This window comes from Paraburkholderia fungorum (genome assembly GCF_900099835.1).
In the GTDB taxonomy this organism is placed as follows: domain Bacteria; phylum Pseudomonadota; class Gammaproteobacteria; order Burkholderiales; family Burkholderiaceae; genus Paraburkholderia; species Paraburkholderia fungorum_A.
In genome coordinates this window covers 2,999,043-3,011,100 of sequence record NZ_FNKP01000002.1, presented here as the reverse complement: position 1 = coordinate 3,011,100, position 12,058 = coordinate 2,999,043, and the positions used below count along the sequence as shown (strand labels likewise).

The following is a 12,058-nucleotide window of genomic DNA, read 5'->3' as shown; positions in this document are numbered from 1 at the left end:
TTTTCCCTAGGCAAAAGCTAGTGCAATGCAGCAATTTTTTAGTGTGGTGGGATGTCGCGCGCATTTTTACCGATGTTGCGTTGCACCATGACAACGTCCCTTTTTTAGCCAATCCGGGGCCGGATCTGATCTTATTGCAGGGTGGTCGGTACAACCTTGCGGGCTCGCGATGCCCTCGCGGCCGGCGTGCGCTTGCGCGGATTGACGACGGCGGCATCGACCGCGCCGGCTGCGGCGCTGTCCGCGGGCACCAGCGCCGCCGCGTTCATCGACACGATCAGGCCCGGGAGAGTGCGCGCGGCGTCGTCGGCGGGTTTGACTGATGCGCCGGTGGCCGAGAATTCGATGTTCAACGCCCAGTGTCCTTCGTGTATGCCTCGATCACGCAAAAGCGCGCACAGCAATTCTTCAACTGAATATTTGTAATCCTTAGCCGACATATGGCTCCCCGCTAACAAAATGCTGGCGTATCCGGTCTGGTCTCGCCGCAGTCGTGAAAGTTTAAAGCGGGGGGATCACGTCGCGACGGGCTCGAGGACAGTGGAAGCCTTACAGTGCCTATCAGGCGCGGCGGGGATGGCGCGATGGCGGCGCCTCTTTGAAGCGGCATCCGACATGCACGGATTGCCGGGATGCTGCGAAATCTGCCATGGAGTAAAAGCGGTCGCCTCCGGGGAGCAGCCGCAGGGCGTCGCCCGTCAATGCGCTGGAATTTTTAGGCCGCGTTGTCGCGCAGTCGCCAGAACCATCCGGCGACGTTTGCCACATTCAAGTCGACGCATCGTCCTGCCGGAACTCCTTCACGCCGGTCAGTTGACGCAAGCGCGAACAGATCGCCTGATACTCCGTATTCGACACGCGATGCAGCGTGATCATCACCTCGTCGCACTCGGGCGAGTCGTCGCTTTGCTGCATCACGAACTGCTTGACGCGCGGACTCGCGGCGCCGAGTTCGTCGTGCAGCGTGTGAAAGGTCATTGCGCCGCGCTCGACGATCATCGTCAGTTGACGCCGCTGCTTGACCGTGATGAAACGGCGCTCCAGCGGCTTGATGCCGGCGAGGATGATCAGAATGATGATGGTCGCCGCAATCGACGCCGTGTATAAACCGCCGCCCACCGCCAGCCCGATCGCGGCCACCGACCACAGACTCGCCGCCGTCGTCAGTCCGCGAACGATTTCACCGCGCAGCAGGATCGAGCCCGCGCCGAGAAAGCCGATGCCGGACACGACCTGCGCGGCCATCCGCGACGGATCGAGCACGACGTGCTCCCCGCTCAGCACTTCGGCAAAGCCATAAGCCGACACGATCATAATGAGCGCCGAACCCACGCAGACCAGCATGTGCGTGCGCAAACCCGCCGCCCACGAGAGCCGTTCCCGCTCAAATCCGATCACGCTGCCAAGCGCGGCGGCGAGCACCAGACGGGAGACGAGTTCGAGATTTCCCAGCATTGTTTTTCCTCCTGATTGGAAAGGCTTTGTAGCAGTGTCGAGTCCTGCGACGACGTGTCAGCGGGACCCGTTTGCTTTATGCTAAGCCGCACGCCGCCGGGGTGCATTCGCAACGCATATTGCGACGACGGTCGGCCTGTTGACGCTTAAGCGCGCGCGACCGGATAACATCCGCGCTCGCCAGCAGCTTTGCCAGCCAACGTGCCGCGATGCAGGCGCTTCGAATCACCGTGTTTGACCAAACTGACTATGCCGAGCATGAACCCTCCCGCCGCTTCGCCGATCGCTCTCGCCAACACACTGCGCGATCACTTTACGGGCGTTGTGCTGCCCATGTGGCGCGAAGCGGGTTTCAACACGGCGCTGAAACTGCCTTACGAGGCGATCGGCGCCGACCATCAGCCGCTGCCTGTCGAGCGCTATCGCGCAATGGCCTGCGCGCGCCAGTTGTTCGTCTTCTCGCAAGCAGGCGATGCCGACCACGCCCAAACGCTGTTCGAATCGCTGACACGTACATTTCAGGACACGCATCACGGCGGATGGTTCTATAGCGTGGACGCGGAAGGCGCCCCGCTCGACACCACCAAAGACCTGTACACGCACGCGTTCGTCGTTTTCGCGTGCGCGGAATACGGCCGCCAGTCCGGCAACCGCGACGCGCTGAAACTCGTGCACAGCACATCGGCGCTGATCCAGTCGCACTTCGCCGCGCCCGGCGACCTGTTCAACGCGGCCATGTCCGCGGACTTCGGCAGCGTCACCGGCACGCCCATCCAGAATCCGCTGATGCATCTGACCGAAGCGTGGCTGGCCGCCTGCGAAGTCACGCGCGACAACGTGTTCGGCGCGGCGCTGCGTCGCCTGGCGGACGCCGTCGCGCATCACTTCGTGCATGAGCCGACGGGTTGCGTCGCCGAATTGCCGATTGGCGCGAGCCACAACCGGCTGGAGCCGGGGCATCAGTTCGAGTGGTTCTGGCTGGTCAAGCAGGCCGGAGCACAGTTCGAAGGTTCAGGTCTCGCCGAAGCGCTCACGCGTGCGTTCAGCTTTGCGCAGCAATATGGCGTGGATCGGGAAACCGGCGGCGTGTACGCCTCGCTCTATGAAACCGGCAACATCAAGGACGCGACGCAACGAATCTGGGCCCAAACCGAGTATCTGCGCGCGTTGGCGAGTCACGGCGACTCCGCCGTGCTTGCCGCGCTGCCGAGGCAAATCGAGCTGTACCAGCAGCGTTTTTTGCGGCCCGAAGGCTGGTTCGAGTGCAAAACGCCGGCTGGCGAAGTCGCGCGGGCCGACATGCCGTCCACCACGCCGTATCACCTGGCTACGGCTTACGCGGCGTTGCCGGGCTGAACGGAGTCGATCCGCGAAGCTGCCTTTCTTCTGGGCCTGCGGGCGCTGATCATGGCCAGAAAAGTCGCCGAACCCTGGTATCAAGCGCCGCCAGCAGAGGAAATCTGCCCGTTATGCGGGCGCCCGATTCCACCGAGCCAACGCGATCTGCATCATTGGGTGCCGAAAACGAAGGGCGGTAAGGAAGTCGCTGCCTTACATCGCATTTGCCATCGTCAGTTGCATGCGCTGTTCTCCGAAACCGAACTGGCGCAGCGCTACTCGACGGTCGAAGCGCTACTCACCGATGAAGCGGTCCGTACGTTTGTCCGCTGGGTTCGCACAAAGCCGAATGATTTTTACGAACGCAGCCGCCGCAGCGCGAGAAAAGGCTAAGGCGGACAGTTTGACAGGCAGAAAGTGGGGTCATCGCGTGACCGGCAGGCGCCGGCCACCATCTCACAACGCGTTCACAACCGATGCCGGGAACATAAACCGACAGGCCGGTCGATCAATACTCTTCGCGTTGCCAGGGTCCCCAACCGGTGTCGGAGGATTTAAAACGCATATAAGTTGCGCTTTGTCCGGTGGGTGTGTCCGATATTTCGCCATGCGGCTGACGATCGGTTGTATGAAGGGCAAAAGCCTGACGATCTTCGGTATCGACGGTGATGCGGCCGACCGGGTCAGGAGCACCTTCTTCAGGTGACTTAGACTCCAATATCGCCAGATAGGGGGTCAAACGACTCCAGAACGACGTAAGTTCTTCTTGCTGATAATGTGTCAATGTATTTCCCGAAAGAGTAATACAAGCAGTTTACCCTACCGGCGGGAACACCCTTCCAAATGCTTTCGAAGGCCTCAAAAAGGCACAAACCTGGGAATACCCGAATACGGGTTGATTGGCGTCGAACATTAAGACGTGATACAACTCTCACTTCGCGCTCGATCTCGTGTTGAGAAATAGCGGACGCGAATGCAACACACAACATTTACTGGATCAAAAATGGCAACAGGTACTGTGAAGTGGTTTAACGATGCAAAGGGCTTTGGCTTCATCACGCCGGACGACGGCGGCGAAGACCTGTTCGCGCACTTTTCGGAAGTTCAAGGCAGCGGCTTCAAGTCCCTGCAGGAAAACCAGAAAGTGACGTTCGAAGTCAAGCAAGGCCCGAAGGGCAAGCAAGCTGCAAACATCCAGCCGGCTTAAGTACCTAAGGTACTTCTAGCACGCTAAGGCGCTTGCGTCTGATGCAAAATGGCCCGCTTTGGCGGGCCATTTTCTTTGGTCAATCGCGTTTGGAATGCCTGCTTTTTAAGCGTTCGCGAAACTAGATCGCCCGCATTCCTGACAACGCAAATTCCCCATTTGCTCCGCGCACGTCGTCGAGCTGTTGCGTACGCAACACAGTTTCTGAAATTTCGAAGACGGATACAGCTTGTTTCAATTGCTGCGTTTGCTGATGCAGTGAAGCTGCCGCTGCCGCCGCCTCTTCAACAAGCGCCGCGTTCTGCTGCGTCATCTCATCCATCTGCACGACTGCCTGGTTGACCTGCTCGATGCCCGTGCTCTGTTCGAGCGACGAGGCGCTGATCTCGGCCATCATCTGCGTGACGCGCGAAATCGACTCGGACACGTTGTTCATCGCCGCGCCCGCATGCTCGACCAGCGTCGAGCCGCCCTGAATCTCGGCAACCGACTCGCTGATCAGCGTCTTGATCTCCTTCGCCGAATGCGCGCTGCGCTGTGCGAGCCCACGCACCTCGCCTGCCACCACCGCGAAGCCACGGCCCTGCTCACCCGCGCGCGCCGCCTCCACGGCCGCATTCAGCGCCAGGATGTTGGTCTGGAACGCGATTCCGTCGATCACCGAAATGATCTCGGCGATCTTGTCCGAGCTTCGCGCAATGCCGCGCATCTTGTCGACCACCTCGTTGACCACCTCGCTGCCGCGCGACGTCGCGTCCAGAGCGGTCCCGGCGAGCGCGTTGGCCTCACGGGCATGCTCGGCGTTCTGGCGGACCGTAGCGGTCAGCTCCTCCATGCTCGATGCGGTTTCTTCCAGCGAGGCGGCCTGATTTTCCGTACGAGCCGACAGATCGGCATTGCCGGTTGCGATTTCGTCGGCGCCGAGGTGGATCGAGTCGGCGGCTTCGCGCACGGTCTGCACGGTGCGCGCGACGCTCGCCTGCATTTTGGCGAGGCCCGAAAACAGGCGGCCGATTTCGTTGGTGCCGCGTGCGGCGATCGGCTGATCGAGACGACCTTGTGCTATGCGGTCGAAGTGACGGCCCGCTTCTTCCAGCGGTGCCACCACGCCACGCCGAAGCGCTGCATAGACCGCGACCGTGCCGGCCACCAGCACCAGCAGGATCGCGATGCTGACCACTCGGAACGTCGCCATGCGCGCGTCGATCGAATCGAGCGATGCATGGCTTGCGGCGTCGCCGAATTGCACGAAGTTGCGCGACTCGCTCAGGTACGCGTCCTGGAACGACTGGGTGGGCTGATCCAGAAACGCCTGGATGTTGTTCGCGTCGAGATACTGGACGAGTTCGCCGAGCGCATCGTGCAGCGGCTTGTAGCGCGCGGCGAGCGCGGTCGCGCGGGCGCTGTTTTCGTCGCTGGTCTTCGGCACGTTCATGAACGCGTTGAACGACTGGTCGGCGGCCGCCAGTTGCTCGCGCGCATGCTGGACGATGTCGGCCGGTTCCCCGCCGCCGCGCACCATGCGCGTGCCGGCGCGCGAGAGGTTGATCCGCGCGTCCATCAGACGCTGGGTCGTGTCGTTGACCGCGTCCACCTGTTTCAACGCGATGCTCGACAGGTCGCCCACGTCGTCATGCGTACGCGTGAGCGACCAGAAACCCAGCCCCACCGTGACGAGCTGAAATACGCAGAAAGCGACCAGAACACACAACAGCCCGGAGGCGACTTTGATCTTGCTGAACATCGTAAAACCTTGAAAGCATGAGAGACGGAGAGCTATATCAGGGTTTACGGCAAGCGACCATCCAACTTGAGGCCAATTTCATTAAAGATCTGCTTACATACCCTTTTCGTCGCGCAATTCGTCGATTGACAACGTTTGGCGCAACAATGTAATCCTCTCTGCGCCGATTCACCTTGACGCCGCGCGTCCGGGCTTCCTAGAGTGGGTAAGGGTTGCATTTCGCAACCGCACAATCGCTCGCAGCGGGCCCTGCCCGAAGGAATCACGATGACCGACCTCCTCGACCGGGCGCGCGGCGCACTGCATGCCCAGCCGTTCAGCATGCTGTTGGGCGCAGAGCTGATGCATACGGGCACCAGCGAACTCACGCTGAGCCTGCCGATCCGCGACGAATTGCGGCAGCAGCACGGCTTCGTGCATGGCGGTGTCATCAGCTATCTTGCAGACAATGCGCTGACGTTCGCCGGCGCGCTGTCGCTCGGGCCGAAAGTCGTGACGGGCGAGTACAAGATCAACTACTTGCGGCCGGTCGTGAACGGGACGCTGATCGCGCGCGCGAAGGTGGTCTACGCGGGTCAGCATCAGGCGACCTGTCAATGCAACGTCTATGTGATGGACGGCAATCGCGAGAAACTCGTCGCGGTCGCGCAGGGCACGGTGAACCGGATCAGCGACACCGGCGAGCACGAACCGGCAGGTTGATGCGGACGCCGATGCAAAAAGGCCGTTCGTTGCGTTTTACGCAAGGAACGGCCTTTTGCTTTGCTACGTCAGGCGGCCAGAACCGGGCCACCTGAATCACACGCGAGTTACTCCGCCGCGTAGGTCTTCTGCGTTTGTTCGCCGAGACCTTCGATGCCGAGGCGGATCGTCTGACCCGGCTTCAGGAACACCGGATTCGGCTTCACGCCCATGCCGACGCCCGGCGGCGTGCCGGTCGAGATCACGTCGCCCGGTTGCAGGCTCATGCACTGCGACACGTACGACACCAGCTTGGCGACGCCGAACACCATCGTCTTCGTGCTGCCGTTCTGATAACGGTGGCCGTCCACTTCGAGCCACAGGCTCAGGTTCTGCGGATCGGCGACTTCATCGCGCGTGACGACCCACGGGCCGATCGGGCCGAACGTGTCGAAGCCCTTGCCCTTGTCCCACGTGCCGCCGCGCTCGATCTGCCATTCGCGTTCCGACACGTCGTTGATCACGCAGTAGCCGGCGACGTAGTCGAGCGCGTTCGCTTCGTCCACGTACTTGGCCGGCTTGCCGATCACCACGCCGAGTTCGACTTCCCAGTCGGTCTTTTTCGAGCCGCGCGGAATTTCAACATCGTCGTTCGGACCGACGATAGCGCTCGTCCACTTGTTGAAGATGACCGGCTCGCTCGGCACCGGCAGGTTCGATTCCGCCGCGTGATCCGCGTAATTCAGGCCGATACAGATGAACTTGCCGATCCTGCCGACGCACGGGCCCAGGCGCGGATTGCCTTCGACAACCGGCAGCGAAGCCGGGTCGAGCGCGCGCAGTTTGGCGAGACTTTCGTCGCTCAGAACGGCGCCGTCGATATCGCCGACTACTTTCGACAGATCACGAATCTTGCCTTGCGCGTCCAGCAGGCCCGGCTTTTCCTGGCCTTTCGGCCCATAACGAAGCAGTTTCATCGTTGCACTTCCCTTTACGTTCAGTAGTGTTCGGTTCAGTCAGTGTGTGCGTCAGTTCGACCAGCCGCCGTCGATCACATGCGCCTGGCCTGTGGTAAATGCCGATTCGTCGGACGCCAGATACAGCGCCAGTGCGGCGATTTCTTCCGGCTTGCCGATACGGCCCATCGGCTGGCGCGCGACAAACGCCGCCTGCACGGCATCCACCGACGCGCCCTGCGCCTGCGCCTGCGCGGCGATCCGCTGTTCGAGCGACGGCGAGGACACCGTGCCCGGGCAGATCGCGTTACAGCGTACACCACGCGTGACGAAATCTGCAGCCACAGCCTTCGTCAGACCGATCACCGCGGCCTTCGACGCGCCGTAAGCAAAGCGGTTCGGCACGCCCTTCACGCTCGACGCCGCCGACGACATGTTGATGATCGAGCCGCTGCCCTTCTCCAGCATGCCCGGCAGGAACGCGCGGATCGTGTGGAACATCGCCTTCGCGTTCAGATCGAACGCGAAATCCCAGTCTTCTTCGGTGCATTCGAGAATCGAGCCCGCGTGCACGAAGCCCGCGCAATTGAACAGCACGTCGATCGGGCCGACTTTAGCGGCCAGCGCCTTGATCGCGGCGTTGTCGAGCACGTCGAGCTGGTGGGCGTCGACCGGCTTGCCGGCGAGTCCGTCGATGCGGATATCCGTCGCAATCACGCGCGCGCCTTCGCGGGCGAACAGTTCGGCGGTGGCGAGGCCGATGCCTTGCCCCGCGGCGGTAATCAGGGCCGTCTTGCCGGCCAGTCTTTGTGTCATCTACGGCTCCAGTTGAATGGACTGCTGTTGCGTTGATGCCTCGTTAAACAATTCGCTTCGGACTTCGCTATGAGCTTGATCCAGATTCAGATTCGATAAAACGCGGCGGCATTGCCGCCGAAAACGGCTTCGCGCTCGTCGTCGCTCAGCGACGCGAGCAAGGTGGTCGCCACGGAATGCCAGAGCAGGTAGTCGCCGTTCAGATCGAGCACGGGCCAGTCGCTGCCCCACATCAGACGCGCGGGGCCGAACGATTTCAGCAGATGCCCGACGTACGGGCGCAGCGTGTCTTCGGTCCAGCCGGGAGAGGCTTCGGTGGCGAGGCCGGATAGCTTGCAATGTACTTGCGGAAACTGCGCCAGGCGCGCGACGGCATCGGCCCAGACCTGGTAGCCCGCGTCGCCGTCACGGATAGGCGGCTTCGCGCCGTGATCGACGACGATGCGCAGTGCCGGAAACCGCGCAGCGAAGGTTTCGATGTGCTCGACGTGGCGCGCGAAGATCAGCGCGTCGAACGCGAGGTCGTGCGCGATCAGCGCTTCGATGGCGGGCGCGAGATCGGGGTTCGCGATCCACGTGTCGTCGGGTAGGTCCTGCAGCATCGGGCGCACGCCCTTGAACTTCGGATCGCGCGCCAACGATTCGATCAGATCCGGTGCCGTGTCCAGCAGCAGCGGCACCCAGCCGACCACGCCCGCGATCGACGGCTCGTTGCGCGCGAGATCCAGCAGATAGTGCGTCTCGGCGAGCGTCGGCGCGGCCTGCACCACCACCGTTCTTTCGATACCCGCCCGTTCGCGCAATGGCTTGAGATCGTCGGGGCCGAACTTGCGGTACAGCGTTTTCAACTCCGGCGTGAGCCATCCGTAATCGCCGCGAGCGGGGTCCCAATAGTGCTGGTGAGCGTCGATGGGCATGGTTGTCAGTTCATTTATTCGGTACGGGCGCGCGCGGGTCGATCAAGCTTTCTTCGCGCAACGCAGCCCACAATTCTGCGGGAATCGGCAGTTCGAACGATGCCACGTTCTCGCGCAATTCGTCACTGCTGCGCGCGCCGGTCAGCACGGTGGCGACCGCCGGATGCGCATACGGAAACTGCAACGCGGCGGCGGCCAGCGGCACGCCATGCGCGCGGCACACGGCCTCCAGTTTCGCGACGCGCTCGATCACGTCGGGCGGCGCATCGCCGTAGTTGAACTTCAGATCGCCTGCGACGCCGCGCGCCAGAATGCCCGAGTTGAACGCGCCGCCCAACAGGATGCTGACGCCGCGTGCTTCGCAGGCGGGCAGCAGGTCGTCGAGCGTGGTCTGTTCGAGCAGCGTGTAGCGGCCGGCGAGCAACGCGCAATCGATATCGAACTCCGCCATCGCGTCGAGAATGACCGCGCCTTCGTTGACGCCCAGCCCAACTGCCTTGACCGCGCCCGACGAGCGCAGCGAGTCCAGCGCGCGGAATCCGCCGCCTTCGGTCAGTTGCCGCCAGTAATGCGGATGGTTGTCGCCGTGCGTGACACGGCCGATATCGTGGACCAGCAGAATGTCGATATCGACGATACCGAGCCGCTGCTGGCTGTCTTCGAACGAACGCAGAATGCCGTCGTGCGTGTAGTCGTAGATGGCTTCGAAGGGCAGCGGATTTTGCCAGCCTTCGCGGTCGTCGAACGGTGAAGTGCGCGGCACGAAACGGCGGCCGACCTTGGTGGACAGCACGTAATCGTCGCGCGGATAGTGACGCAATGCGTGCCCGAGCCGGTGTTCGGCCTTGGTGTTGCCGTAGTGCGGCGCGGTATCGAAATAGCGCACGCCGGCGTCCCATGCGGAGGCGATGGTCGCGTGCGCTTCCTCGTCGGAGAGATCGCGGTACAGGCCGCCTAAGGGCGCCGTGCCGAGGCTCAATCCGCTCACCTGCAACTCGCCGCGACCGACGCGGCGCTGTTGCGTGACTTTTGAAACGGTGCTTGCCGTCATTGAATGCGTCTCCCATGCAAGCCCCAACTCCGGCCCCATGCACTTGTGCGTTTGTATTTTTACCACGCGTGAGCGAGATGTGCCCGCCACATGGACAGATTGTCCTGTCGAAGCAACCACGCGAAAGGACCGCGAATCAAGCTTGCGAATCCTTCGACGCGGTGCCCCGCCAATCCAGCTCAATGCGTCTCGACCGCCACCGCCCGCTGCATCACCGCCACGTTCGACGGCAAGCACGCCGGCCCAACCGGCTCGAAAGTCTTGTAAGTCAGAATGAACTCCTGATGCCCCAGCATCTCCGACTTCGATGCCTCGCCCAGCGACACCGCCACCGTCCGCTCGAACACTTCGCGGCCGACTTCGTCCAGCGTGCCGCGTCCTTCGAGAATCCGGCCCGCGTCCACGTCCATATCGCCGGAAAGATTGCGGTAGGTCGCCGGATTCGCGCAAACCTTGATCACCGGCGAGATTGCCGAGCCGACCACCGAACCGCGTCCGGTCGTGAACAGGATCACGTGCGCGCCGCAGGCGATCAGCTCGCCGATCTCCGCGTTGTCGCTGATATTCGGAAAGCCGAAACGCGGCTCGCCGTCGGGCACGACATCGAGCAGATAAAGGCCGCCGGTCGGCGGCACATCGCCCGGTTTGATAATGCCGACGATCGGCGACGCGCCGCTTTTCGCATACGCACCCAGCGACTTTTCTTCCTGCGTGGTGAGGCCGCCGTCCGCATTGCCGACCGCGAAGCTGCCGTGTCCGAGAATCGAGTAATAACGCGCCGCCTTCGCCACGCACGCGACGATTTCGTCGCCGAGTTCCGGCCGTGCCGCGCGCGTTTTCATGTGAAATTCGCAGCCCACCAGCTCGCCGGTTTCCTCGAAGATGCAGGTCGCGCCCGCGTCGATCAGATGATCGAACGCGCGCCCTACCGCCGGATTCGCGGTGATGCCGCTGGTGCCGTCCGAGCCGCCGCAAATCGTGCCAATCACCAGTTCGCTCAGCGCCATCGGCACCTTCTTCTGCGCCGCGAGTTGCTCGCGCGCGCCGCGAATCCAGTCGACGCCGTATTGAATCGTGCTGCGTGTGCCGCCCTTTTCCTGGATCGTCAGCACTTCGACGGGACGGCCGGTCGCGCGCACCACGTCCACGAGATAATGCTTGTTCATGCTCTCGCAACCGAGCGACACGAACAGCACCGCGCCCACATTCGGATGCGTGGTCAGTTGTTCGAGCATCTTCTCGGCGTACCCGTTCGGATAGCAGCCGGGAAAGCCGATCAGATGCACGGGCGGTGCGCGCTCGGCGGACGGATCGTCGAAGGCGTCCAGCGGCTCGCGAAAGTGCGTGACGATCTCGCGCGCCACGTGATGCGCGCACTCGACCAGATACGCCACCGCGACCACGTTGCGGATACCCTTACGGCCGTCGCTGCGAAGATAGCCTTGCAGCATCGGCTGCGTGGCGCCCGATGCTGCGTTCATTGCTGCGGCGGTTGCTACGGAAATGTCGGTCATGATCGTTCCTGCGCGGCGTCGAACCGCGCCATTGTGCGCCTGTCAGTGGTGGACGAACTCGTGGCCCGCGTCGTGGGTGTAGGTCGGCAGATAGTCGCTTTCGAGGTTGTGCGTGTGCAGATGCTCGCCGCGCGCCACCGCCCCGGTCACGTGGCCGATCACCGCGCCGTAGCGCAGCACCTTGTCGTCTTTCGCGAGTTCATGGCGCGCCACCTTGTGACCCAGCTCGATGGTTCTGACGAGCGTGACGCGCTCGCCTTCGATCTCCACCTGCGTGCCCGCATCGAGCCGCGCTGCCGCGATCAGGCAGTTGTCGGCGGGACTGAGCAGGATCAGGCGCGAGTCGGTTGGCAATGGATGGCTGGTCAAGTAAGTTCTC

General features: G+C 62.5%; 14 protein-coding genes. 4 read left to right on the top strand and 10 right to left on the bottom strand.

The annotated features are described in order from the left end of the window. Positions 1-131 precede the first annotated feature (131 nt). A complete protein-coding gene (locus tag BLS41_RS29425) occupies positions 132-353 on the bottom strand; it encodes a hypothetical protein (RefSeq protein WP_253189788.1) in 222 nt (73 codons plus the stop codon). A gap of 415 nt (positions 354-768) precedes the next feature. Then, entirely contained in the window at positions 769-1,455 is a 687-nt protein-coding gene (locus BLS41_RS29420) for an MgtC/SapB family protein (protein ID WP_074770994.1), read from the bottom strand. Between the two features lie 249 nt (positions 1,456-1,704). Between BLS41_RS29420 and BLS41_RS29415 the strand changes: the two genes are divergently transcribed. Then, positions 1,705-2,811: an AGE family epimerase/isomerase gene (locus BLS41_RS29415; protein ID WP_074770993.1), complete on the top strand. Its 1,107-nt coding sequence runs from the start codon at positions 1,705-1,707 to the stop codon at positions 2,809-2,811. 51 nt (positions 2,812-2,862) lie between these two features. After that, positions 2,863-3,186 carry an HNH endonuclease gene (locus BLS41_RS29410; protein WP_074770992.1) on the top strand — a complete coding sequence of 108 codons (324 nt, stop codon included), beginning with the start codon at positions 2,863-2,865 and terminating at the stop codon, positions 3,184-3,186. Between the two features lie 115 nt (positions 3,187-3,301). Here BLS41_RS29410 and BLS41_RS29405 read toward each other — a convergent pair whose 3' ends face one another. Further along, positions 3,302-3,577 carry a hypothetical protein gene (locus tag BLS41_RS29405; protein ID WP_074770991.1) on the bottom strand — a complete coding sequence of 92 codons (276 nt, stop codon included), beginning with the start codon at positions 3,575-3,577 and terminating at the stop codon, positions 3,302-3,304. A 219-nt stretch (positions 3,578-3,796) separates the two neighbouring features. Between BLS41_RS29405 and BLS41_RS29400 the strand changes: the two genes are divergently transcribed. Then, positions 3,797-4,000, top strand: a complete 204-nt coding sequence (locus tag BLS41_RS29400; protein ID WP_007178724.1) for a cold-shock protein — start codon at positions 3,797-3,799, stop codon at positions 3,998-4,000. Between the two features lie 121 nt (positions 4,001-4,121). On the opposite strand, the gene BLS41_RS29395 is transcribed toward BLS41_RS29400, so the two are convergent. Beyond that, a complete protein-coding gene (locus tag BLS41_RS29395) occupies positions 4,122-5,744 on the bottom strand; it encodes a methyl-accepting chemotaxis protein (RefSeq protein WP_074770990.1) in 1,623 nt (540 codons plus the stop codon). A gap of 267 nt (positions 5,745-6,011) precedes the next feature. On the opposite strand from BLS41_RS29395, the gene BLS41_RS29390 reads away from it, so the two are divergent. Beyond that, a complete protein-coding gene (locus tag BLS41_RS29390; RefSeq protein ID WP_074770989.1) occupies positions 6,012-6,446 on the top strand; it encodes a PaaI family thioesterase in 435 nt (144 codons plus the stop codon). A 107-nt stretch (positions 6,447-6,553) separates the two neighbouring features. Here the strand turns inward: BLS41_RS29390 and BLS41_RS29385 are convergent, their stop codons facing one another. The 6 genes from BLS41_RS29385 to BLS41_RS29360 form a co-directional block, all read right to left on the bottom strand. Then, positions 6,554-7,402: an ureidoglycolate lyase gene (locus BLS41_RS29385; protein ID WP_074770988.1), complete on the bottom strand. Its 849-nt coding sequence runs from the start codon at positions 7,400-7,402 to the stop codon at positions 6,554-6,556. A 51-nt stretch (positions 7,403-7,453) separates the two neighbouring features. Further along, positions 7,454-8,197 (bottom strand): SDR family oxidoreductase, encoded by a 744-nt coding sequence (locus BLS41_RS29380; protein ID WP_074770987.1) that lies wholly within the window; start codon positions 8,195-8,197, stop codon positions 7,454-7,456. 86 nt (positions 8,198-8,283) lie between these two features. Then, a complete protein-coding gene (locus BLS41_RS29375; RefSeq protein WP_074770986.1) occupies positions 8,284-9,114 on the bottom strand; it encodes an amidohydrolase family protein in 831 nt (276 codons plus the stop codon). 10 nt (positions 9,115-9,124) lie between these two features. Next, positions 9,125-10,165, bottom strand: a complete 1,041-nt coding sequence (locus BLS41_RS29370; RefSeq protein WP_074770985.1) for an aldo/keto reductase — start codon at positions 10,163-10,165, stop codon at positions 9,125-9,127. 179 nt (positions 10,166-10,344) lie between these two features. Continuing rightward, entirely contained in the window at positions 10,345-11,679 is a 1,335-nt protein-coding gene (locus BLS41_RS29365; RefSeq protein ID WP_074770984.1) for a UxaA family hydrolase, read from the bottom strand. 42 nt (positions 11,680-11,721) lie between these two features. Beyond that, entirely contained in the window at positions 11,722-12,048 is a 327-nt protein-coding gene (locus tag BLS41_RS29360; RefSeq protein WP_074770983.1) for a UxaA family hydrolase, read from the bottom strand. Positions 12,049-12,058: the final 10 nt, after the last annotated feature.

Bases quoted from the DNA above. Each gene is read 5' to 3' on its own strand.
- BLS41_RS29420 (WP_074770994.1), bottom strand. From the start codon at position 1,455: ATGCTGGGAAATCTCGAACTCGTCTCCCGTCTGGTGCTCGCCGCCGCG.
- BLS41_RS29415 (WP_074770993.1), top strand. From the start codon at position 1,705: ATGCCGAGCATGAACCCTCCCGCCGCTTCGCCGATCGCTCTCGCCAAC.
- BLS41_RS29410 (WP_074770992.1), top strand. From the start codon at position 2,863: ATGGCCAGAAAAGTCGCCGAACCCTGGTATCAAGCGCCGCCAGCAGAG.
- BLS41_RS29400 (WP_007178724.1), top strand. From the start codon at position 3,797: ATGGCAACAGGTACTGTGAAGTGGTTTAACGATGCAAAGGGCTTTGGC.
- BLS41_RS29395 (WP_074770990.1), bottom strand. From the start codon at position 5,744: ATGTTCAGCAAGATCAAAGTCGCCTCCGGGCTGTTGTGTGTTCTGGTC.
- BLS41_RS29390 (WP_074770989.1), top strand. From the start codon at position 6,012: ATGACCGACCTCCTCGACCGGGCGCGCGGCGCACTGCATGCCCAGCCG.
- BLS41_RS29385 (WP_074770988.1), bottom strand. From the start codon at position 7,402: ATGAAACTGCTTCGTTATGGGCCGAAAGGCCAGGAAAAGCCGGGCCTG.
- BLS41_RS29380 (WP_074770987.1), bottom strand. From the start codon at position 8,197: ATGACACAAAGACTGGCCGGCAAGACGGCCCTGATTACCGCCGCGGGG.
- BLS41_RS29375 (WP_074770986.1), bottom strand. From the start codon at position 9,114: ATGCCCATCGACGCTCACCAGCACTATTGGGACCCCGCTCGCGGCGAT.
- BLS41_RS29370 (WP_074770985.1), bottom strand. From the start codon at position 10,165: ATGACGGCAAGCACCGTTTCAAAAGTCACGCAACAGCGCCGCGTCGGT.
- BLS41_RS29365 (WP_074770984.1), bottom strand. From the start codon at position 11,679: ATGACCGACATTTCCGTAGCAACCGCCGCAGCAATGAACGCAGCATCG.